This is a genomic window from Vibrio sp. PBL-C16, from assembly GCF_034321865.1.
GTDB lineage: Bacteria > Pseudomonadota > Gammaproteobacteria > Enterobacterales > Vibrionaceae > Vibrio > Vibrio alginolyticus.
In genome coordinates this window covers 489,568-512,446 of record NZ_JAXLNY010000002.1, presented here as the reverse complement: position 1 = coordinate 512,446, position 22,879 = coordinate 489,568, and the positions used below count along the sequence as shown (strand labels likewise).

Below are 22,879 nucleotides of genomic sequence, written 5' to 3'. Positions count from 1 at the left end.
TGCAGCTTCGTAAAAAGGAAAGACACAAATGAAATACGGCTATTTCGATAACGAGAATCGCGAATACGTCATCACTCGCCCTGACGTACCAGCACCATGGACCAACTACCTAGGTACTGAGAAGTTCTGTACGGTTATCTCGCACAACGCGGGTGGCTACTCGTTCTACAACTCTCCAGAATACAACCGTGTTACTAAATTTCGTCCAAATGCGACATTCGATCGCCCAGGACACTACGTTTACTTGCGTGATGATGAGACAGGTGATTACTGGTCAATCTCTTGGCAACCAGTTGCGAAGAGCCTAGACGAAGCAAACTACGAAGTTCGTCACGGCTTGTCTTACTCTAAGTTCAAATGTGAATACAGCGGTATTACCGCAACAAAAACTCTGTTCGTGCCAAAAGGCGAAGACGCTGAAATCTGGGATGTAGTGATTAAAAACACCTCTGACAAACCACGTACGATCAGTGCATTCTCATTTGTTGAGTTCTCATTCAGCCACATTCAATCTGATAACCAAAACCATCAGATGTCTCTGTACTCAGCAGGTACGGCTTACAATGAAGGCGTGATTGAGTACGACCTGTACTACAACACCAACGATTTCGAAGGTTTCTACTACCTAGCTTCAACATTTGATCCAGATTCATACGACGGTCAACGTGACAGCTTCCTTGGCCTATACCGTGACGAAGCAAACCCGCTAGCGGTAGAACAAGGTAAGTGTTTCAACACAGCACAAACGTGTTACAACCACTGTGGCTCTCTGCACAAGCAATTCACTATCCAGCCGGGTGAAGAAGTTCGCTTTGCTTACATTCTAGGTATCGGTAAAGGCAATGGTGACCGTCTACGTGCTAAGTACCAAGACCTTGCAGAAGTCGACAATGCATTTGCGGGTATCAAAGCACACTGGGATGAGCGTTGTGGCAAGTTCCAAGTGAAATCACCAAACGAAGGTCTAGATACCATGATCAACGCTTGGACGTTATACCAAGCGGAAACGTGTGTGGTGTGGTCTCGCTTTGCTTCATTCATCGAGGTGGGAGGCCGTACTGGTCTTGGTTACCGCGATACAGCGCAAGATGCAATCTCAGTTCCTCACGCTAACCCAGCAATGACGCGCAAACGTATCGTTGACCTACTGCGCGGCCAAGTAAAAGCGGGCTACGGTCTACACCTATTCGATCCAGATTGGTTTGATCCAGAAAAAGCGGATGTTAAACCATCGAAATCCCCAACCGTAGTTCCAACACCTTCTGATGAAGACAAGATTCACGGCATCGAAGACACTTGTTCCGATGACCATCTATGGCTAGTTCCAACCATCTGTAAGTACGTGATGGAAACCGGTGAGCACAGCTTCTTCGACGAAGTGATCCCTTACGCCGACGGTGGCGATGCAACGGTTTATGACCACATGAAAGCCGCGCTAGACTTCTCGGCGGAGTACGTAGGTCAAACCGGTATCTGTAAAGGTCTGCGTGCAGACTGGAACGACTGTCTGAACCTAGGTGGTGGCGAATCTTCAATGGTGTCGTTCCTACATTTCTGGGCACTGCAGGAGTTCATCGACCTAGCGAAATACCTAGGCAAAGAAGCCGACGTAGAGAAATACACGGAAATGGCAGCAAACGTGCGTGAAGCTTGTGAAACCCACCTTTGGGATGACGAAGGCGGTTGGTACATCCGTGGTCTGACGAAGAATGGCGACAAGATCGGTACTGCGCAACAAGCGGAAGGCCGAGTACACCTCGAGTCAAACACGCTTGCGGTACTTTCCGGAGCGGTATCTCAAGAGCGCGGCGAAAAAGCGATGGACGCTGTCGATGAGAACCTATTCTCTGAATACGGCCTCCACCTAAACTCACCATCTTTTGCAACACCGAATGATGATATCGGCTTCGTAACTCGTGTTTACCAAGGCGTAAAAGAGAACGGTGCGATCTTCTCGCATCCAAATCCATGGGCTTGGGTAGCTGAAGCGAAACTGGGTCGTGGTGATCGTGCAATGAAGTTCTACGATGCACTTAACCCATACAACCAGAACGACATCATCGAAAAACGTATTGCAGAACCTTACTCATACGTACAGTTCATCATGGGTCGTGACCACCAAGACCACGGTCGTGCAAACCACCCATGGTTAACAGGTACGTCAGGCTGGGCTTACTTCGCTGTTACCAACTTTATCCTTGGTGTGCGTACAGGCTTCGATGGCCTAACTATCGATCCATGTATCCCAACGAACTGGCCTGGTTTCGAAGTGACTCGTCAATGGCTAGGTGCAACGTACAACATCAAAGTAGTTAACCCAGACTCAGTAAGCAAAGGCGTTAAGTCGATTACTGTGAACGGTGAAGCAGTGAATGGTGCCTCTGTCCCAGTTCAAGCGGAAGGTTCAGTAAACGAAGTTATCGTTACTCTAGGTTAATCATCTTTTGGGGGAGTCCTTCTCCCCTTTTGATTTATCCGGTGCATTTATGTTTTACAAGTGCATCGGTTCGCTAGCAAAGATTTAAGACGCGGTGGGATGCCGCTCTTATCGAGGATCGAATCATGATCAAATTTGGTACAGGCGGTTGGCGTGCATTTATTGGTGAGGAGTTCACCAAAGATAACGTACGCTTGGTTGCCCAAGCAGTTGCAAACATCACGAATAACGAATCGGTTGCTGATCGCGGTTTTGTGATTGGCTATGACCGTCGTTTTCTTTCCGATAAAGCAGGTCGTTGGTTCGCTGAAGTTTTAGCAGCAAACGGCATTGTTGTCAGCTTTATCGACAAATTTGTCCCAACACCTATCGTAATGTTTAAAGCGAAAGAAATGGGCTGCGCATACTCGGCATGTATTACCGCATCACACAACCCTGCCGATTACAACGGCATTAAAGTCTTCATTGAAGGCGGTCGTGACGCAGATGAAATCATCACCCAAAAAATCGAATCACAAATAGACGCGCTCACTGCGCACGATGTAAAAAGCGTCGACTTTGAACAAGCGGTTGAAGATAAGCTGATTGAAATCATCAATCCGATGAACGAATTCGTTGACTCAATCATCGACTTTATCGACATCGAAGCGATCAAGAAGGCGAATTTACGTGTTTTGATCGACCCAATGTTTGGTGTCGCGAAAAACGCACTGCAAACCGTATTAATCAACGGCCGCTGTGACGTTGATGTGATTAACGATGGCAAAAACCCAGATTTCGGTGGGTTAATGCCTTCGCCAAGCGCTGCAACACTCTACCGTTTGATGCACCTAGTGAAAGAGCAAGGTTACGATATTGGCATCGGTACTGATGGCGATGCGGACCGTCTTGGTATTATCGACGAAAAAGGTAACTTCATTCATCCAAATGAAGTGCTACTGCTGCTTTACTACTACCTACTTGAATACAAAGGCTGGAAAGGCTCCGTGGTACGTAACATCGCAACCACCCACCTTCTCGATAAAGTCGCCGAAGATCATGGCGAGAAATGCTTTGAGGTTCCTGTAGGCTTTAAGCACATCAGCTCCCAAATGGAAGCGGATGACTCACTGATTGGCGGGGAAAGCTCTGGTGGCCTAACCATTCGCGGCCACATCAAAGGTAAAGACGGCGTATTCGCATCAAGCCTATTGGTAGAAATGATTTCAGTAACCGGCAAGAAGCTGTCTGAGTTGCTGGATGAAATCTACGGCAAGTACGGCTATGCCTACATGGCAGAAGGCGATTGCAAGTTCAAACCAGCGCAAAAAGACGTACTGTTCAACAAGATTTATGTTGAAAAGCAGTTGCCTGAGTTTGAGTTTGAAATCGAAAAAGTCAGCTATGAAGATGGTGCGAAAGTCTACTTCAAAAACAGCGGTTGGATAATCGCTCGCTTCTCTGGCACTGAGCCACTGCTACGAATTTTTGCAGAGATGCAAGATAAGGACACTGCGGAACGTGTTCTTCAACAGTTTAAAGACTTCTTGTCTTTATAACTGAACCTTGTGCCCGCTTCGAGCACTATGATGAGAGTCAACGCTGTCTGAAAAGGCGCTCATCAACAGGAGAAGAGCACTTGCCCGGCTCCACAGCCGGGCTTTTTTATTGTATGTTGGAAAGTCGTAAACGAGATAGCAAAGATACTCAGGAGCGTTAAGCAAATGCCAGGACGCCTTGCGTTTCAATTTTCACCGCGACGGACTCACCTATATTTAATGCTTGCGAAGCTGTAGCTAACAAACGGTCACCATTCGCGTTAATCACATAACGGCAGTGATCACCCATAAAATGCTGTTCCAATACGGTTACCGAACTATCTTCATCGGATTGAATTTGTACATGCTGCGGTCTTAGCAGTAAAGAGCACTCCGCCTGTACTGGAATATCTTGTTGAGCCGTGGCTTCAACCACGCCCAAGTGGGTTTCATATTCTGAATTCGAAACCCGTTTAGCAGCAAGGTAACTGCCACCACCTAAGAAATCAGCGACAAATTTACTTGAAGGTTGGTAGTAAAGCTCAGATGCTGTGCCATATTGCTCGATGACTCCATTGTTCATCACTGCCATTTTATCGGCGAAAGCAAAAGCCTCTTCACGGCTATGCGTAACAAAAATGGCAGTCACACCTTGGGCCTTAAAAATCTTACGGATCTCACTTATCAACTCATGGCGAACTTGCGTATCAATATTAGAAAACGGTTCATCCAGTAACAGTAAGTCTGGGCTGTAAGCTAATGAGCGAGCAATCGCAACACGCTGCTGCTGTCCACCAGACAATTGATGAGGATAACGATCGCCATAACCTTGAAGATGCACGAGTTCTAACATCTCTTGAACTTTGGCATTTTTCTCTTTTGTCGAGCACTGCTTTAAGCCAAAGGCAATGTTTTGCTCCACCGTCAAGTGAGGAAAAAGTGCGTAATCTTGGAAAATCATCCCTATATTACGCTGTTCTGGCGGCAACCAGTTTTCCCCATCATCAATTGTGACGCAATTTAGACTCATTTCGCCTGACGTTAACGGCAATAATCCCGCAACGGCCTTTAATAGTGTTGTTTTCCCACAGCCACTAGCTCCTAGCAAACAGACAATCTGCCCTTGTTCTACCTCAAGAGACAATGATTCGAGTACGGTTTGATCATCATATTGGCACGTTAGGTTTTTAATTGATAATGCACAGCTCATCAGTGATTTTGCTCCAGTGAACGGTTAACAACAACAAGCGGGATCAACCCAACAAGAACCAACAGGACCGCTGGTAAAGCGGCCAATTCTAAATGCTCATCCGAGGCGAAGTTATAAACGTATGTGGCTAGTGTTTCAAAGTTAAACGGACGAAGTAACAAAGCCGCATTGAGCTCTTTCATTGACTCGATAAACACTAATAAAGCCGCAATCAGTGCACCGCGCTTAACCAGCGGAAAGTGCACGCGCCACAGCATGGCATTGGGCTTACAACCCATAGTGCGCGATGCCATATCTAACGACGGAGAAATTTTATTTAAATTACTTTCGATACTACCAATCGCTACCGCGGAAAAGCGCACAACCATGGCAAATACTAGTGCGAACATGGAACCAGAAAAGATAAGTCCCGGCCTTCCCCACTCCATGGCTTTAGCAACGTCGTTGACACGATGATCCATAAACAGCACAGCGACCATCACACCGATGGCTAGTACCGTTCCTGGTACTGCATAGCCCATAGAAGAAAGACGCATAAATGCCAAGCTTTCTCGTTTACCATTGACTCGATGGGTAAAGTTAACGATCAGTGCGACAGCAACACCAATAATCGCAGCAATAACAGACACAACTAAGCTATTCCATGCGTATTCACGAAACTCTGAGGTCCAACTCTGTGCAAAATAAGTGATCGCATAATCAATCAGCTGTAGTAGCGGCAAAATAAACGCGACCGAAACCAAGCCCCAGCACCAAACTAGTGCGGTCCACTTTTTCCAGCCCGTCAACTCGTAACGAAAATCTTCGTGACTGTTAAATTGGCTTTGAAAAAGCTTTTGTTTACGGCGGCTGTATCGTTCTGCACTAAGAAGCAGTACTACAATGACGAGCATCATGGCAGAAATCTTGGCTGCCGCATTAAGATTAGAGTACCCCAACCAAGTATCGTAGACCGCTGTGGTTAACGTATTCACAGCGAAGTAACTTACCGTACCAAAGTCGCCAATGGTCTCCATTGCGACCAATGATAAACCCACTGCGATAGAGGGTCTTACTAACGGCATCGAGATGCGCCAAAAACTTTCCCATGGAGAGCACTTGAGCAAACGCGCGCTTTGCAATAAAGAGACATTTTGCTCCATAAACGCAGCCCGGCACAATAAATACACGTAAGGATACAACACCAAAGCCAACACAAAGGTCGCACCAGGCAACGTACGAATGTCAGGGAACCAATACTCGCCAGGTCCCCATCCGGTTACATCACGCAAAAAGATCTGAATCGGGCCTGCAAAATCAAACCAATCAGTAAAAATATAACCAATGATATAACCTGGCATTGCAAGAGGTAGTACCAATGCCCACTGCAACCATTTTTCGGTCGGCAGTTTACACATGGCCATTATCCAAGCGCTTGGAATACCAAGAATTAAGGACAGCACCATTACGCCAACAGTTAGCGCAACCGTGTTAAAAATATAAGTCGGCATGACCGTTGCCATTAAATGAGCAAACAAATCATCCGTTTCACCAATCGCGGTGTAGAAGATCGCTAAGATCGGCAAAACCAGTAGCAGAGTTATTACCCCACTACTGGTTTTCCATAAAGAGTGTTTATCTTTCATCGCCTAATTACTGCAAGGCTGTATGAAATACAAATGCTGTTGCAAATACATCTCATATCCTTTAATCAAATGGGGGTACTGTTATACCCCCACAAGGAATTAAAGGTCAAATTTCACTTCGTCTAATAGCTTAATTGCCGCTTCGTGGTTGGCTGCAATATCGTCTAGAGAAAGCTTGTCTGCTTTAAAGTCACCCCAAGATTCCACAAGCTCAGAACGCTTCACGCCTTCTTTAACTGGGTACTCATAGTTAACTTCTGCGTACATTTGCTGCGCTTTGTCACCCGTTAGGAATTCCATTAGCTTCACAGCATTGTCTTTGTTTGGAGAGTACTTCGCCATCGCCATACCAGAGATATTCACGTGAGTGCCTGTAGTCTCTTGGTTAGGGAAGTTGATGTAAACTGCATCAGCCCAAGCTTTTTGCTCTTTGTCGTTAACCATTTTACCTAGGTAGTAGCTGTTACCTAGAGAAACATCACATAGGCCTTCTTTGATCGCTTTAACTTGTGCACGGTCGTTGCCTTGTGGTTTGCGAGCAAGGTTTGCTTTCACGCCTTCCAACCACTCTTTGGTTTCTGCTTCGCCATTGTGAGCAATCATTGCTGAAACTAGAGAAACGTTGTACGGGTGCTTACCGCTACGAGTACAAATTTTACCTTTGAACTCTGGCTTAGCTAAGTCTGCGTAGTTGAAATCTGCGCCTAGTTTACCTACGCGATCACGTGATGAATAAACGCTACGAGAACGTAGAGTTAGAGCAAACCACTCATTCTCTTTATCTTGGTATTGAGCAGGTACGTTTTCTTCAATGATTTTGCTATCGACTTTCTGAACTAAACCTTTGTTTGTCAGTTCAGCTAGACGGCTGATGTCTGTCGTAAGAATAACGTCAGCAGGGCTGTACTCACCTTCTTGAGCTAGCTTTTCTGCTAAGCCTTTTTTAGCAAATTTTACGTTTACTTTGATGCCAGTTTCTTTAGTGAACTCATTGAACATAGGTTCAACTAGGAAAGGTTGACGGTAAGAGTAGACGTTCACTTCTTCAGCAGCCATTGCTGTTGGAGCTAGAGTAGCGCAAGTTAGTGCTGAAAGAGTTAGCAGTTTTTTCATTGTTTAATCCTTTACCATGCTAATGATAACGTTTATCAGTTGCGTTATTATATGTATGTTCAATAAGAAGACAATGACGAATATTAAAAAACCTGCTCATCGGAGCAGGTTTTATTGTGTTAAGTGTGTAACCATTTATTACAAGCTAATGATTATTTCACCGTAACAAACTCTGGGTAAGCACCAACACCACAATCATGCATGTCCATACCTTCCATTTCTTCATCTTCTGTAACGCGAATCCCAACGGTTGCTTTCAAGATTGCCCACACAACTAGGCTGGCACCAAATACCCAAGCAAAGATAACTACGGCACCTAAAAGCTGTGCACCAAACGTTGCATCACCGTTGCTCAGTGGCACTACCATTAGGCCGAAGAAACCACACACACCGTGAACTGAGATAGCACCTACTGGATCGTCAATTTTAAGTTTATCTAGAGCAATGATACTGAATACTACTAGTGCACCCGACACCGCACCAATCGCAACCGCGTACAGTGGTGATGGCGATAGAGGGTCTGCAGTGATGGCAACCAAGCCAGCTAGCGCGCCATTGAGAATCATCGTTAAATCGGCTTTACCCCAAGTAGTTTTACAAACGAATAGCGCCGCAATTGCACCGGCAGCCGCTGCTGCGTTAGTGTTTAGAAAGATCTGACCTACCGCTGTAGCATTCTCAAAATCTGAAACCATCAACTGAGAGCCACCGTTAAATCCAAACCAGCCAAACCAAAGGATAAAAGTACCCAACGTTGCCAAAGGCATGTTAGAACCTGGAATCGGATAGATTTCACCATTTTTACCGTACTTACCCTTACGCGCGCCAAGCAGTAACACACCAGCAAGAGCAGCAGAAGCACCAGCCATATGTACGATACCAGAACCCGCAAAGTCACTAAATCCAGCTTCTGCTAGGAAGCCTCCACCCCATGTCCAGTAACCTTCCATTGGATAGATAAACGCAGTTAAAATCGCAGAGAAAATCAAGAAAGACCAAAGCTTCATGCGCTCAGCTACCGCACCAGAAACGACGGACATGGCAGTTGCAACGAAGACAACTTGGAAGAAGAAGTCAGACTCTAAAGAGTGGTCGGCCCCTTCACCTTGAGTACCAATTAGCGTACCAAATGAAGGTAACCAGCCTCCTTCTCCATTATCGACATACATGATGTTATAACCGACAATCAGAAACATCGTACATGCGATAGCGTACAAACAGATGTTCTTCGTAAGAATTTCTGTTGTGTTTTTAGAGCGCACAAGGCCAGCCTCTAGCATCGCAAAGCCTGCTGCCATCCACATTACCAACGCACCGGAAATGAGGAAGAAAAAGGTGTCAAGTGCGTAACGTAACTCGGTTACTGTTGTTGCTAATTCCATAATAAGTATCTCCAATCCTTTGAATTCTTAAAGTGCTTCTGCGTCCATTTCGCCAGTTCGGATACGCACCGCTTGGTTCAGATCGTAAACAAAAATTTTACCGTCGCCGATTTTTCCGGTTTGCGCAGCTTTTGTAATTGCTTCAACAACGCGATCTACATTGTCTGCGTGAGTCGCGATTTCAATTTTCACCTTTGGTAGAAAATCGACTTGATACTCTGCACCGCGATACAATTCCGTGTGACCTTTTTGACGACCGAACCCTTTAACTTCTGATACTGTCATCCCTTCGATACCGACATCAGCCAATGCTTCTCGTACATCGTCTAATTTAAACGGCTTAATAATGGCATTGATTATTTTCATTGAGTTATCTCCGAAGCTTTCATCCTGAAACACTTCTTATAATCCAATCTACGTGCCAAGTTTTTAAGTTATTGAATAATAAAAACTAACCTCAATTTACATATCTATAAACAAAAAGGGCGCACCATATCGGTGCGCCCTTTTCACAAATTTAAAGCAACGGCAGAGAAGTTACCCAAAACTGTGCATTAAATGTTCAAAAAGTCTTTCCACTGTTCGATAAGTGCCATGAAATCCTCTATCCCACAACTTGCTGTACTTTCTGCATTGTAGAAGTCGAACTCACTTTCCATCTCGACATCATATTCATGGGCTAATGCGTTTTCTTGTACAAGAACTTCGTCGCCCTGAATCATCAAGCTAATTTCCGTGCCTGTTAGGTTATGCTCCTGAGAAGGCGCTGAAAATGACCGCTCAATTAGCTTTTCAACCTGTGCAATCTTCATCGGATCTTTGCCAATTTCTTCTTGCAACCAGCGCCCTACAATCTCATGTCCCATGCTACATTTTACGTAGTACTCGCCCATCAACGTGTTACGAATGAATTCAAATTCCACCGAGATTGCCTATTTCGTATCAATTTGGTGCGAGTATAGCGAATTGCTCCCATAAAAAAAGCACCTCATATGAGGTGCTTTCGAATTGTGCATTTCTGATTATGCCGGTTCTTGGAAGATCACTTCGTCCGCTTTCTTGGTGTATTGATCCATTTTATGGAAGTTCAAGTAGCGGTATGTATCCGTTGCCGTAGCGTCGATTTGCTTCGCGTATTCTAGGTATTCTTCTTTGGTTGGAATCTTACCTAGAATTGCACCTACTGCAGCTAGCTCAGCTGACGACAGGTAAACATTCGCACCAGTACCCAGACGGTTCGGGAAGTTACGCGTTGAAGTCGACATTACTGTTGATTTATCTGCAACACGCGCTTGGTTACCCATACAAAGTGAACACCCTGGCGTTTCAATACGCACCCCTGCACGTCCGAAGATACCGTAGTAGCCTTCTTCAATCAGTTGGTCTTTATCCATCTTTGTTGGTGGCGCTACCCAAAGGCGCGTTGCTAACTGGCCATTGAACTTATCAAGCAATTTACCTGCTGCGCGGAAGTGACCGATGTTCGTCATACAAGAGCCGATGAACACTTCATCAATCGCTGTGCCTTGTACTTCAGACAACAAACGAGCGTCATCTGGGTCATTCGGTGCACATAGTACTGGCTCATTGATTTCAGCCATATCGATTTCAATCACATGTGCGTATTCAGCGTCTTTATCTGCTTGCATCAGCTCAGGGTTTGCTAGCCACTCTTGCATTGCAGTAATGCGGCGCTCGATAGTACGGCGATCACCGTAGCCTTCAGAGATCATCCACTTCAGCATCACGATGTTAGAGTTTAAGTACTCTTCGATCGACTCTTGAGACAATTTCACAGTACAACCTGCCGCAGAACGCTCTGCAGATGCATCAGAAAGCTCAAATGCTTGCTCAACCGTTAGCGTTTCTAAGCCTTCAATCTCAAGGATACGGCCAGAAAATTCGTTGATCTTGCCCGCTTTTTCTACCGTTAGTAGCCCTTGCTGAATCGCGTAGTAAGGGATGGCATGAACAAGATCACGCAGTGTAATACCCGGTTGCATTTCACCTTTAAAACGAACCAAGATTGACTCTGGCATGTCTAGCGGCATAACGCCTGTCGCAGCTGCAAAGGCAACCAAGCCCGAGCCAGCTGGGAATGAAATACCCAGAGGGAAACGAGTATGTGAGTCACCACCCGTACCAACAGTATCCGGCAGTAGCATACGGTTCAGCCATGAGTGGATAATACCGTCACCAGGACGAAGAGATACACCACCGCGGTTCATAATAAAGTCCGGAAGTGTATGGTGAGTGTTAACGTCTACTGGTTTTGGATAAGCCGATGTGTGACAGAAAGACTGCATGACAAGATCAGCAGAGAAGCCGAGACACGCCAAGTCTTTAAGTTCATCACGAGTCATAGGGCCAGTAGTATCTTGCGAACCTACTGTCGTCATCTTCGGCTCACAGTAGGTTCCAGGACGGATGCCTTCTACGCCACATGCTTTACCAACCATTTTCTGTGCAAGCGTGTAACCCTTGCCAGAATCTGCGATTTCACCAGGTTTACGGAATACATCCGAAGGCTCAAGACCTAGCGATTGACGCGCTTTGTCTGTCAAACCACGACCGATGATCAATGGGATACGACCACCAGCACGAACTTCATCAATCAGTACTTCTGTTTTTAGCGAGAACTCAGCTAGAACCTCACCAGTTTCGTGGTTGCAAACTTTACCTTCATATGGGTAAACATCGATAACATCGCCCATGTTGAGCTTAGTTACGTCAACTTCAATTGGTAGTGCGCCAGCATCTTCCATTGTGTTAAAGAAGATAGGGGCAATTTTGCCACCAAGCACATACCCACCAGCTCGTTTGTTTGGAACGTAAGGGATATCATCACCCATAAACCAAAGCACTGAGTTGGTTGCCGATTTACGTGAAGAGCCAGTACCAACAACATCACCAACGTAAACCAATTGATGACCTTTGTCTTTTAACTCTTCAATTTGCTTGATCGGGCCAATAGTACCCGGTTGATCAGGGTTTATTCCTTCACGCTCGTTTTTAAGCATCGCCAGTGCGTGTACTGGAATATCAGGGCGAGACCAAGCGTCAGGTGCAGGTGAAAGGTCATCCGTGTTCGTTTCACCTGTTACTTTAAATACGGTTAGAGTGACTTTTTCTTCAAGCTTAGGCTTAGAAAGGAACCACTCAGCATCAGCCCATGATTGAAGTACTTTCTGTGCATGCGCATTGCCTGCTTTTGCTTTCTCTTCTACGTCATAGAAAGCATCAAACATCAGCAGCGTATGAGACAGCGCTTTTACTGCGATCTCTGCCAGTGCTTCATCATCCAATAGCTCAACTAGTGGCTCGATGTTGTAACCACCTTGCATAGTGCCTAGCAGTTCAGCCGCTTTTTCACGACTCACTAATGGTGATTTAACTTCACCTTTTGCTACTGCTGTTAGGAAACCCGCTTTTACATAAGCAGCTTCATCAACACCTGGAGGGATACGATTTTCAAGTAGGTCAAGAATGACTTCTTCTTCACCTTGCGGGGGATTTTTCAGAAGTTCTACAAGTCCAGCAACTTGTTCTGCGTCTAGCGGTTTAGGAACAACTCCTTCAGCAGCACGCTCTTCGACGTGTTTACGGTAGGCTTCAAGCACGACTTTTTCCTCTCATTGCGGTTCCTCCTCTATTATTACTATTGTTAAAGTAAAGGAGTGAACATCCTTGGAAACTTGGCTCTCCATTGCCCTTGTTTTCATTCAATTATGATTGAGAAACAGCGCCGTAGAGGCCAAACTGTGGGCAAAATAATAGCAAATTTAACCTTAAATTAAAATCTTATCATTTTGACCAACATAGCAACTTACGACTAAAGTTCTGCTAATTTTGACCAAATATGCCAAGTTTTTGCTTTCTCATACCCGGTTAATTAAACGATGTTCCTACGATCAAATACACAGCATCCAAATCTTGCTCGGTACGACCGTATGCCAACATTATTGGTCCTATTGGTGAGTCAACACCAAAGAAGATGGAGCCAGCATTGTAAAGCGGCGCTTCGTTTAGTTTCAGATCATTATCAGACCAAACGCCGCCATATTCGACCGATGCGCCCAGGTAGACTGGAGCTTCAAACAATCCGAAATCATTATCAAACCACTTATATCGGTACACCAAACTGCTGAAAAATAAGTTCTGTCCGATCAGGCTATTTCTTGGGATTCCAGATAGGCTTAAAAAGCCGCCCAACTCTCTGGGATCAAGCGGTAAAGATGAGTTTTTACTCTCTACAAAACTATATTCAGCATGTCCGACTAAAGTATGACGCTGATGACTCACTGCACCTTTAAATCGTGCAGAGATTTCATAAACGGTATCTTCAATAATTTTGTCAGTTTCTAAAAGGCTAACGCCTTGAGGACTTTGATCATGAGACACTAAATATTCGAGATCGACTAAAAGCCCACGAGTCGGAAATGCGAAATCATCGAGTGTATCTAGGCGATAATTGGCAAACAGGCCACGACGTTCAAAATCCAATTTACCAGCAGAAGCCAAAGTAGAAAGCTCAATATCTCCGGTTGAGTAGCGAGCGCCAAATCGAAGTTCTTGCCACAATGTGGGTTGGATACCTATCGCTAACTCTGTTGTAAAATCATCGTAAGTGACCGGAAAAAAGTCATTTACTGACTCTAAATCTGGTGCTTGAGGCTCTGTTAAAGGTAAGTTTCGGCTCTCACTACCATAGGAAATTCGCCCCGATACAAAAAGTTCTTGGCTAGATAAAACAGGGGAATACAACTCAGCTTCAATCAGCTTATCCGTGCCCATTTCTACGTTGAACGCCAACTCCGCGCCATGAGAGTTTAAATTGGTAAAGTTGGTCGATATTCCTATGCCGTACTGGCTATCTGTATCGAAGTCATCTTCAAGAAAAAATCGGAAGTTGAGATAATTAGGCCCCCACGACTTCTCGTTAACATCAAAAACCAACAATGTCTCACCATCAACCTCTTCAAAGTGATAAGTGATGAGCTCGAACCGATCTAACGCGTAGAGGTTTTCAACGGCTTTCTCAATTTCGGCCGTTGAAATACGACGTCCGGTTTCTAATTCAATACGATTCGTCAACAACACATCGCTGTAGTGCGTGTTATTAACAATCACTATGTCATCAACCACACGCTGATCGCCATAAATCAAAGTTTTACGAACTTCTTGTTTGCGATCGATGTATTTTTGATAGTCCGCATTGGACAAGCGCAACCCTTTCAGCTTGTCTTTTAACTGCTTGGTAATATCGTACCCAGCTTGAAAAGCCCAAGGCATTTTGTCGAACTCGACAGTTTCCATGGTGCCCACATTGGGACGAATATAGATATCTTGAGATTCAAGCTCGTCCACTTGCTGTTGTGTACTACGACGAACGAGATAGTTAGAGAGTTGGTCCGCGACAGTAAACAGCCCCGTAAATTCATCTTCGGTTTTGTAGTCGGTGCTAATATCGACGGCAATAACGACATCAGCCCCCATGGCGCGAGCCACATCGACAGGCATGTTATTGACGACACCGCCATCGACAAGCATATGGCCATTGAGCTTATAGGGAGGAAGCGCTCCTGGTACAGACATGCTAGCCATCATGGCGTCCACAAGGTAACCATTGCCCAGTACGACTTCTTCTAGGGCAAGAATATCTGTCGCAACAGAACGATAGGGAATGGCAAGATCATCAAAAGAATCGAATCGCCCTAAGTTCCCTGTAGTCTCACGCAATACTCGCAACATGTTCTGGCCTTGCACCACACCCGTTGGTGCTCGTACCTCACCGAACCTTAAGCCGAGGTCGGTATTAATTTGATAGCGGTCTTCATACTCTTTGTCACGAACTCGACGTTGGCTACGGTCAACACGATCTCGATAACCGCTGCCCCAATCGACGGTGTAGATAAAACTCTCAATTTCATCAGCACTCATCCCCGTGGCATAGAGCCCACCCACATAGGCGCCCATACTGGTACCGGTCACAATATCGACAGGGATCTGCATTTCTTCCAATGCTTTTAAAACCCCAATGTGTGCCGCCCCTTTCGCTCCGCCACCAGCGAGCACAACCGCCACCTTTGGTCGAGGTTCCAAGTCATCCGTTTTTGTTAGAGAGTTTGCGAGGGAAACAGAAGGAGTGATCATCAAAAAGGTACTAACCCAAAGCGCAAAGTTGCGAACCGATGGGCTTGATAACAGCTTTTTGAACATTCACTTCTTCCTTTATTGAATATCTGATCAAGTAGGGCGTGCTAGCAGTACTGTACTAACACGCCCTAATATGTACTAAGAATTAATCAGATAAACAAGCTAATGTTGTTGATTTGGCGATGCTACCAATCAAATATGCTATTTAACCAGTTTGATTTCTTCTCACACTGTTGCTTTATCTGACCGGTTTTATCCCAAACCGGCAGTTTGTAATCACTACGGCAGTTCATTTCTAAACCTCCACCTGATGTCGGCTTGAACCCTAATGTGGTGATTTCTCTTGGCCATGGGAGCTCTAAGCGCTCAGGAATACGCTGCTTCAAGTACTCTGCGTACACTCGTAATGCACCACTCGACCCCGTTAGATTCACGGGTTTATTATCGTCGCGGCCTAGCCAAATTGTCGTCACCTCACGACCATCAACACCGACAAACCAACTATCGCGGTTGTCATTACTGGTACCCGTTTTTCCTGCCAATGCAGCCCAACCAAACTGGCTTTGTAAGAAGCGGCCAGTGCCTTGAGCAACCCCTTGTTTCATCGCGTAGGTCGTTAGCCATGCAGCTTGTTCATCCACGGCTCTTGATGAACGAGGCAAGGATTGATACAGCACATTACCTTCCATATCCATGACTGAGCGCAGAGCGGTCAGTTTTGCACGCTTACCTGAATTCGTCAGAGTCTGATACATCTGTGCAACTTCGAATGGCGTCAAAGAAAACGAACCCAAAAACATCGAAGGCACTGGGCGAATTTCGTCTTTGTTCACGCCCAAACGCTCTAAAGTATTGGAGACTTCAGGAATGCCAAGTGCCATACCTAAGCGCACGGTTGGTACGTTAAGTGATTTCGCTAAAGCAATGTAAAGTGGCACATCACCACGATATTTTCTATCGTAGTTGCGCGGCGTCCACACGTTACCTTTACTGCTCTTCAGACTTAACGGCGTGTCGTGTAGCGTCGTGCCTAGGTTGTATTTATCCGGTTGTTCTAGAGCCGTTAAGTAAATCGCTGGTTTCACCAAAGAACCAATCGGACGACTGGCATTGAGCGCGCGGTTAAAGCCTTCATAACCGACACGTTTACCACCTACCATCGCACGGATTTCACCACTATGGCGATCAACGGCCACAGCTGCGGCTTCTAACTCTTTACCACCCCGTTTAGCTAGTTCTGGGATCTTTTTCGCGATAGCTTGTTCCATTTTGCTTTGCGATACTGGGTCCAGAGACGTAAATACGCGCAGTCCGGTCTCTGCCTTAAATCGCTCCCCAACTTTTTCTTTTAATTCAATACTCAATTGTTGGAAATAAGCTGGCTGACGGCTCGCAATACGTGGCTTGCTTTGCGTATCGAGTGGACGACTTACAGCTTGTTCATACTGCTCTGAAGTCAACATGTTTTGCTGCATTAACAGGCGCAGAACGAGATCACGACGCTCTTTCGTTCTCTCAGGGTAACGAATTGGGTTGTAGTAAGACGGTCCTTTTACCATCCCAACTAACATCGCCAGTTGATCGATTCGCAACTCCTGAATTGGCTGCCCAAAATAGTAACGCGACGCCAAGCCAAACCCGTGGATCGCTTCACCTCCACTTTGACCTAGGTACACTTCGTTTAGGTAGGCTTCTAAGATACGATCTTTGCTGTAACGGTAATCCAAAATTAGCGCGATATACGCTTCTCGAACTTTACGCCACAGTGTTTTATCACGAGTCAAAAACAGGTTTTTTGCCAATTGCTGAGTCAGCGTACTACCACCTTGAACAGTACGACCCGCCTTAATGTTCGCAACCAATGCACGTGCAATCGCGAGCGGTGACACCCCGTCATGTTGATAAAAATCCCGGTCTTCGGTCGCAAGCAGTGCATCCACCAAAATTTCAGGGAACTGATCACGACGTAAGAAAAGGCGCTGTTCATCACGGTCTTTCTCCAGCATGCCCAACATCTTCGGTTCTAGGCGCAAGTAACCAAGGTCTCCTCGAGATTCTAAAGACTGAATACGTTGCAAGCCGGAATCAGAGAAATGCAGCATAATGTGACGATCCGGCTCGGGACCATCGGCAAACTCGAATGGACGACGAATCAATTCAATCCGAGTGGAAGAAGAGGAATATTCGCCTGGGTAACGAGGTTGACTCACTTTACGGTAATTCAACACATCTAGCTCGTTGCGCAGTTCTTGGATGGTGATATTCTCACCAGGGCTTAGATTCAAGATACGGGCATAAACCACCGTTGGCAGCTCAAACAGCTGGCCTTCAAAGCGTTCTTTCACCACACTATCTAAGTAAATCCCAACAAACAGCAAAACAGCGGCAAGTGCAACGCCAGCTTTCCAGCTAAACGACCACAGAACTTTCAACCACGAACGTTTCTCGTTAGTCGGTTTTTTACTCGGCGTACGTCGAGTCTGTTTTGCGGTTCCTTTATTGGTTGTACTTTTCTTCGCTGGCGCTTTTTTCGCGCTAGGCTTCTTGCTGTCAGTCATTATTCAATTGTCTTTTTGTTTTCGTTGTTGCTACATGATTGGCAGGATCATCTGGCCAAACGTGTTTTGGGTAGCGCCCTTTCATCTCTTTTTGAACGTCTTTGTAGCTTCCGTTCCAGAAAGCCGCCAAGTCCGACGTTACTTGCAATGGACGTTGTGCCGGTGAAAGCAGTTCAAGCACCAAACGCTTGCGGCCAAGAGCCACCGTTGGGGAACCACTCTCCCCAAATACTTCTTGCATACGCACCGATAATATCGGCTCGTGGCCATATTGGTAACGGATACGCTTCTTTGAACCTGTGGGCAGTTGGTAATGCTCAGGTAACCATTCATCCAGTTGTTGATTGAGTGGCCAACCTAATCGAGCATTAAGCGCTTCGACCAAGTTTATCTTGCTCAGGTCTTTAACCGAGCTGACAGACGTCATGTATGGCTCTAACCACTCCTCTAATGAATCCAGCAAACTGGCTTCATCAAACATTGGCCATGACTGCTCAGGTAACCATTCCACCGCACAACGAATCCGAGCCAACAAGCTCTCCGCTGCCGGTGTCCAGTTTAGACTCTGTAAGCCCTGGCGGCGGACATACGTGAGTAAAGCTTGTGTCATTTTTTCTTTGCCAGGGCTTGGCAACGGCTCGCGTTCAACGACCAGCAGACCGAGTTTTGTTTGTCGCTCAGCTATTAGACGGCCTCTTTTTTCATCCCAGTCCACTACTTCTTCAGACGAAAATAGCGTATCAAAGGTCGTTCGCAATATATTGACATCCAATTCACATGCCGAATGAATTTGACTTGAGTTAGAATGAGAACGCATTAAGTCAACGGCAACCAAATACTCACAGCCACCTAGCATGTCTTCCTGACGACATTCTGCACCATGACCATTAGCCAAAGTAAATCGCCCAAATTGATTTGTGCGCTGCTGCGCAATGCGATCTGGAAATGCCAAACTTAACACCAGCGGTAATGCATCTTCATCCACGCCTTTCAGGTCAAATACCGTATCCAATTTGTACGCTAGAGATTGAGCACGCTTGAACAATATCGACTTTTTTGGATGAGTACCAACAAGCCAACGATGCAAGCTATGAGCGATATTGGTAACATTTCTCTCTGGCTCTTCAATCAGTGCGACCGCCGCCAAAGCAGCATTTAACATCTTATCACTGTAAGATTGCGCTTTAATTAGCATCGCAGCCGCACGAGGCTCAACGCCTAGTTCATGCGCCTGTTTTCCTTCGGACGTTAATTGCCCTTTTTCCGTCAGTAGTCCCAATGACACCAATAGCTGCTTCGCTTGTTCCAATGACGCATTAGCGGGAACATCAAGCCACTTTAGATCGTGGATATCACTCGCTCCCCAAAAGGCAAGCTCCATAACTAAACTAGCTAAATCGGAATGCAAAATTTCGGGTTGGGGAACCAGCGGTTGCTGCTTGAACTGGTTTTCAGAATAAAGACGAACACAAATGCCCTCTTCTATTCGTCCCGCTCGTCCTGCACGCTGAATCGCTGAAGACTGTGCAATGCGTGTTTGCTCTAAGCGTGTTAAACCGTTTTTCAAATCAAAGCGGGCAATACGCTCTAACCCAGAATCAACGACGAGGCGAATGCCTTCAATCGTTAGTGAAGTTTCTGCAATGTTGGTCGCTAGAACGACTTTACGCTTACCTTGTTCTGCTGGCGTAATCGCTTTTTGTTGATCTGCAAAGCTCAGTTGACCATAAAGTGGGCATACGTCGATATCATCCGCTAAATGAGACAACCGCTCTTCAACTTGTTTTATGGCACCAACACCCGGTAGGAAAGCTAACAAAGATCCAGACTCTTTGTTCATAAGACTTTCTATTGTTTTTGCCATACTCGTAGGTAAATGCTCGTTCACACCTAACGGCTGGTAGCGCATTGCCACATCAAAGCTGCGCCCTTCAGATTCAATGTAACTGGCTTCCGGCAACAACGATTGTAATGCTTGTTGGTCAAGCGTTGCCGACATTACCACCAGCTTGAGATCGTCTCGCAATGCCTCTTGAACTTCTAAACTGAATGCCAAAGCGATATCGGCATGAATGCTGCGTTCATGAAACTCATCAAAGATCAGTAGATCAACCCCATCCAGTTCAGGGTCAGTTTGAATCATCCGAGTCATGATCCCTTCGGTCACGATCTCCAGCTGCGTTGCAGAACTTACCTTTGCCTCGCCACGAACTCGATAACCCACGCGTTGACCAACTTGTTCTCCCAATTGCTCAGCAAGATAACGGGCAATGTTACGCGCCGCGAGTCGTCTTGGCTCAAGCATGATGATTTTTCCAGCAACCGAATGATTTAAGAGTAACTGCAAAGGGAAGTAAGTCGACTTACCGGCACCAGGCGCCGCTTTTAAGATCACTTGATGTTGATTTTTGACCGCCGTCAGCAACTCAGGCATCACGGCTTCAATCGGCAATTGTGACAAAGGAAATACCTTATGGTGTAATGGTGGCAACATTGTACATAAAAAATTTTTTGTCTAAATAAGCAAATGCATTTCACACCCGCTTTAGAGTCCGCCACTCTACTCAAACGTTATAAACGCTTTCTTGCCGATATCGAGCTCGATACTGGTGAAATCCGTACAATCCACTGCGCAAATACAGGTGCAATGACGGGTTGTGCAACGCCCGGAAACAAGGTTTGGTTTTCTACTTCCGACAACCCGAAACGAAAATACCCCAATAGTTGGGAGTTGAGTGAGACCGAACAAGGCCACCGTATTTGTATCAACACCGCGCGTGCCAATCAATTAGCCGTAGAGGCTATTGAAAATAATGTCATTTCAGAGCTTTGTGGTTATGACACACTTCAAACTGAGGTGAAATACGGCAATGAAAATAGCCGAATTGATATCTTGCTCAGCGCAGACGACAAGCCAAAGTGCTATATAGAAGTGAAAAGCGTCACTCTTCTTGATGAGACCGACTCTACTGGACAAGGATACTTCCCAGATGCGGTCACGACTCGGGGACAAAAACACCTGAGAGAGCTCACAGAAATGGCACAAAATGGAAGTAGAGCCATACTTTTATTCACTGTTTTACATTCAGGTATTGAAAAAGTATCCGCGGCGCACCATATAGACGCGAAATATTCACTATTACTCAAACAAGCACAAGACGCTGGAGTGGAAGTTCTCTGCTACAAAGCTGAACTGAGCGATACTGGAATGAAGCTGATTTCCGCTATTGATTTTATCAATTAAGAGAAAAAATGATGTCGTCTTCACATTGACGATAACTTTGCGATTCAGTATTTGCTTGCACCGCCTCTTTTTGCTATAGATACCCGCCTTAAATTGACTGCGTAGCAGTTGACTAGGTGTAAGTAGGAGATGCTGTATGCCAGAATCAAAGAAGAAAACGATAGGCATCCTAGCCATTGCCGGCGTGGAGCCATATCAGGAAAAACCTGGTGAAGAGTACATGTCACCAGAGCAGGTTGAACACTTTACGAAAATCTTAACAGCTTGGCGCGACCAGCTAAGAGCTGAAGTGGATCGTACTGTTCACCACATGCAGGACGAAGCAGCAAACTTCCCAGATCCAGTTGACCGCGCCTCTCAAGAGGAAGAGTTCAGCCTAGAACTGCGTAACCGTGACCGCGAACGCCGTTTGATCAAGAAGATTGAAAAGACTTTGGATAAAATCAAAGAAGACGATTTTGGCTTCTGTGAGTCTTGTGGCGTAGAGATTGGCGTTCGCCGTCTTGAAGCACGTCCAACCGCTGACCTTTGTATTGACTGTAAAACACTTGCAGAAATCAAAGAGAAGCAAATGCAAGGTTAATCACCCAGCATTATGATTGTTGAAGGGAGCTCAGGCTCCCTTTTTGTTTTGGCTACCTTCGCACCCTATTTGTTTACTAAATTCGAGATACACGCATGACACGCTATGTAGGTCGATTCGCCCCATCTCCTTCTGGTCCACTGCATTTTGGTTCACTGATTGCCGCTCTTGGCAGTTATTTTCAAGCGAAAGCACAAAATGGAGCTTGGTTAGTACGTATTGAGGACTTAGACCCACCAAGAGAAATGCCAGGTGCAGCGCAACTTATCCTAGAGGCACTCAAGGCCTATCAGCTGCATTGGGATGGAGAAGTGGTATACCAGAGCGAACGTCACGACCTTTACCAAGCTCAAATAAACAAATGGCTCGAAAATGGAGAAGCCTATTATTGCCAATGTACTCGTAAGCAAATTAAAGAGCATGGCGGTTTTTATCCTGGCACTTGCCGCGATAAAAACTTGAAAGAAGGCGCGATTCGCCTAAAAATGACCAAGCCTGTCGCTCATTTCCTCGACCAAAAGCGGGGAACCATTACGATTCCAGAGCAACTCGTTAATGAAGATTTCATTATTAAACGTCGAGATGGATTATTTGCTTATAATCTTGCGGTAGTATTGGACGACATCGACCAAGGCGTCACAGAAGTCGTGCGAGGTGCAGACTTAATCGAGCCGACAGGGCGTCAAATTAGCCTGTACCAAATACTTGGTCAGCCAGAAGTTAGCTACTTGCATTTACCATTGGCGATGGACAACAACGGCAATAAATTGTCGAAACAAAATCACGCGACGGCTATTGATATAGATACACCAAAACCTACTCTATTGCGCGCCATGACATTTTTAGGTTTCGAGATACCTGAAACCGTAAGGGCGGCCAACATAGAAGATATTCTTCGTTGGGGCTGCGAAAACTGGCGCTTGGAACAGCTTCCAGCAGAGATCGAGATCACACCGTGATTCTCAAATGGCATTGTGTAGGCTATCATTAGCCGCAAATTAGGCCCTAGAGGCGTATAAAACTAACCAAAGCAAGATTGGATTAAACCCAGTTA

General features: G+C 45.7%; 15 protein-coding genes. 5 read left to right on the top strand and 10 right to left on the bottom strand.

The features are described from left to right. Positions 1–28: 28 nt before the first annotated feature. Both UQW94_RS10670 and UQW94_RS10665 read left to right on the top strand, forming a co-directional pair. On the top strand, positions 29–2,437 hold the full coding sequence (locus UQW94_RS10670) for a GH36-type glycosyl hydrolase domain-containing protein (protein WP_017820407.1): 2,409 nt from the start codon (positions 29–31) through the stop codon (positions 2,435–2,437). Between the two features lie 125 nt (positions 2,438–2,562). Beyond that, positions 2,563–3,975 carry a phosphoglucomutase/phosphomannomutase family protein gene (locus UQW94_RS10665; protein ID WP_167415431.1) on the top strand — a complete coding sequence of 471 codons (1,413 nt, stop codon included), beginning with the start codon at positions 2,563–2,565 and terminating at the stop codon, positions 3,973–3,975. A 157-nt stretch (positions 3,976–4,132) separates the two neighbouring features. Here UQW94_RS10665 and UQW94_RS10660 read toward each other — a convergent pair whose 3' ends face one another. The 10 genes from UQW94_RS10660 to hrpB all read right to left on the bottom strand — a co-directional run bounded on the left by UQW94_RS10660 (position 4,133) and on the right by hrpB (position 20,459). After that, complete coding sequence (locus UQW94_RS10660; protein WP_005380055.1) at positions 4,133–5,164, bottom strand: ABC transporter ATP-binding protein; 1,032 nt, start codon at positions 5,162–5,164, stop codon at positions 4,133–4,135. Further along, positions 5,164–6,789, bottom strand: a complete 1,626-nt coding sequence (locus UQW94_RS10655; RefSeq protein ID WP_005386564.1) for an ABC transporter permease — start codon at positions 6,787–6,789, stop codon at positions 5,164–5,166. Before UQW94_RS10655 ends, UQW94_RS10660 begins: the two co-directional genes overlap by 1 nt. Before the next feature lie 99 nt (positions 6,790–6,888). Beyond that, positions 6,889–7,902 (bottom strand): Fe(3+) ABC transporter substrate-binding protein, encoded by a 1,014-nt coding sequence (locus UQW94_RS10650; RefSeq protein ID WP_005386566.1) that lies wholly within the window; start codon positions 7,900–7,902, stop codon positions 6,889–6,891. Positions 7,903–8,054: 152 nt separating this feature from the next. Next, entirely contained in the window at positions 8,055–9,284 is a 1,230-nt protein-coding gene (locus tag UQW94_RS10645; RefSeq protein ID WP_047102648.1) for an ammonium transporter, read from the bottom strand. A gap of 27 nt (positions 9,285–9,311) precedes the next feature. Next, the gene (locus UQW94_RS10640) at positions 9,312–9,650 is read right to left on the bottom strand and encodes a P-II family nitrogen regulator (RefSeq protein WP_005386570.1); all 339 of its coding nucleotides are present in this window, start codon (positions 9,648–9,650) and stop codon (positions 9,312–9,314) included. A gap of 188 nt (positions 9,651–9,838) precedes the next feature. Next, positions 9,839–10,207 (bottom strand): YacL family protein, encoded by a 369-nt coding sequence (locus UQW94_RS10635; protein WP_017635908.1) that lies wholly within the window; start codon positions 10,205–10,207, stop codon positions 9,839–9,841. Between the two features lie 99 nt (positions 10,208–10,306). After that, complete coding sequence (gene acnB / locus UQW94_RS10630; RefSeq protein WP_005380009.1) at positions 10,307–12,904, bottom strand: bifunctional aconitate hydratase 2/2-methylisocitrate dehydratase; 2,598 nt, start codon at positions 12,902–12,904, stop codon at positions 10,307–10,309. A gap of 268 nt (positions 12,905–13,172) precedes the next feature. After that, positions 13,173–15,503 (bottom strand): patatin-like phospholipase family protein, encoded by a 2,331-nt coding sequence (locus UQW94_RS10625; protein WP_322142230.1) that lies wholly within the window; start codon positions 15,501–15,503, stop codon positions 13,173–13,175. Positions 15,504–15,625: 122 nt separating this feature from the next. Beyond that, positions 15,626–17,998 carry a penicillin-binding protein 1B gene (gene mrcB / locus UQW94_RS10620; protein WP_262658612.1) on the bottom strand — a complete coding sequence of 791 codons (2,373 nt, stop codon included), beginning with the start codon at positions 17,996–17,998 and terminating at the stop codon, positions 15,626–15,628. Then, a complete protein-coding gene (gene hrpB / locus UQW94_RS10615) occupies positions 17,991–20,459 on the bottom strand; it encodes an ATP-dependent helicase HrpB (protein ID WP_213966903.1) in 2,469 nt (822 codons plus the stop codon). Before hrpB ends, mrcB begins: the two co-directional genes overlap by 8 nt. A gap of 66 nt (positions 20,460–20,525) precedes the next feature. Here hrpB and sfsA point away from each other — a divergent pair, with 66 nt between their 5' ends. The 3 genes from sfsA to gluQRS all read left to right on the top strand — a co-directional run bounded on the left by sfsA (position 20,526) and on the right by gluQRS (position 22,784). Continuing rightward, positions 20,526–21,242 (top strand): DNA/RNA nuclease SfsA, encoded by a 717-nt coding sequence (gene sfsA, locus UQW94_RS10610; RefSeq protein ID WP_017635909.1) that lies wholly within the window; start codon positions 20,526–20,528, stop codon positions 21,240–21,242. Between the two features lie 136 nt (positions 21,243–21,378). Then, a complete protein-coding gene (dksA, locus tag UQW94_RS10605; RefSeq protein ID WP_005386584.1) occupies positions 21,379–21,825 on the top strand; it encodes an RNA polymerase-binding protein DksA in 447 nt (148 codons plus the stop codon). A 95-nt stretch (positions 21,826–21,920) separates the two neighbouring features. Beyond that, positions 21,921–22,784, top strand: a complete 864-nt coding sequence (gluQRS, locus tag UQW94_RS10600; RefSeq protein WP_104975576.1) for a tRNA glutamyl-Q(34) synthetase GluQRS — start codon at positions 21,921–21,923, stop codon at positions 22,782–22,784. Positions 22,785–22,879 lie beyond the last annotated feature (95 nt).

Bases quoted from the DNA above. Each gene is read 5' to 3' on its own strand.
- UQW94_RS10670 (WP_017820407.1), top strand. From the start codon at position 29: ATGAAATACGGCTATTTCGATAACGAGAATCGCGAATACGTCATCACT.
- UQW94_RS10665 (WP_167415431.1), top strand. From the start codon at position 2,563: ATGATCAAATTTGGTACAGGCGGTTGGCGTGCATTTATTGGTGAGGAG.
- UQW94_RS10660 (WP_005380055.1), bottom strand. From the start codon at position 5,164: ATGAGCTGTGCATTATCAATTAAAAACCTAACGTGCCAATATGATGAT.
- UQW94_RS10655 (WP_005386564.1), bottom strand. From the start codon at position 6,789: ATGAAAGATAAACACTCTTTATGGAAAACCAGTAGTGGGGTAATAACT.
- UQW94_RS10650 (WP_005386566.1), bottom strand. From the start codon at position 7,902: ATGAAAAAACTGCTAACTCTTTCAGCACTAACTTGCGCTACTCTAGCT.
- UQW94_RS10645 (WP_047102648.1), bottom strand. From the start codon at position 9,284: ATGGAATTAGCAACAACAGTAACCGAGTTACGTTACGCACTTGACACC.
- UQW94_RS10640 (WP_005386570.1), bottom strand. From the start codon at position 9,650: ATGAAAATAATCAATGCCATTATTAAGCCGTTTAAATTAGACGATGTA.
- UQW94_RS10625 (WP_322142230.1), bottom strand. From the start codon at position 15,503: ATGTTCAAAAAGCTGTTATCAAGCCCATCGGTTCGCAACTTTGCGCTT.
- mrcB (WP_262658612.1), bottom strand. From the start codon at position 17,998: ATGACTGACAGCAAGAAGCCTAGCGCGAAAAAAGCGCCAGCGAAGAAA.
- sfsA (WP_017635909.1), top strand. From the start codon at position 20,526: ATGCATTTCACACCCGCTTTAGAGTCCGCCACTCTACTCAAACGTTAT.
- dksA (WP_005386584.1), top strand. From the start codon at position 21,379: ATGCCAGAATCAAAGAAGAAAACGATAGGCATCCTAGCCATTGCCGGC.
- gluQRS (WP_104975576.1), top strand. From the start codon at position 21,921: ATGACACGCTATGTAGGTCGATTCGCCCCATCTCCTTCTGGTCCACTG.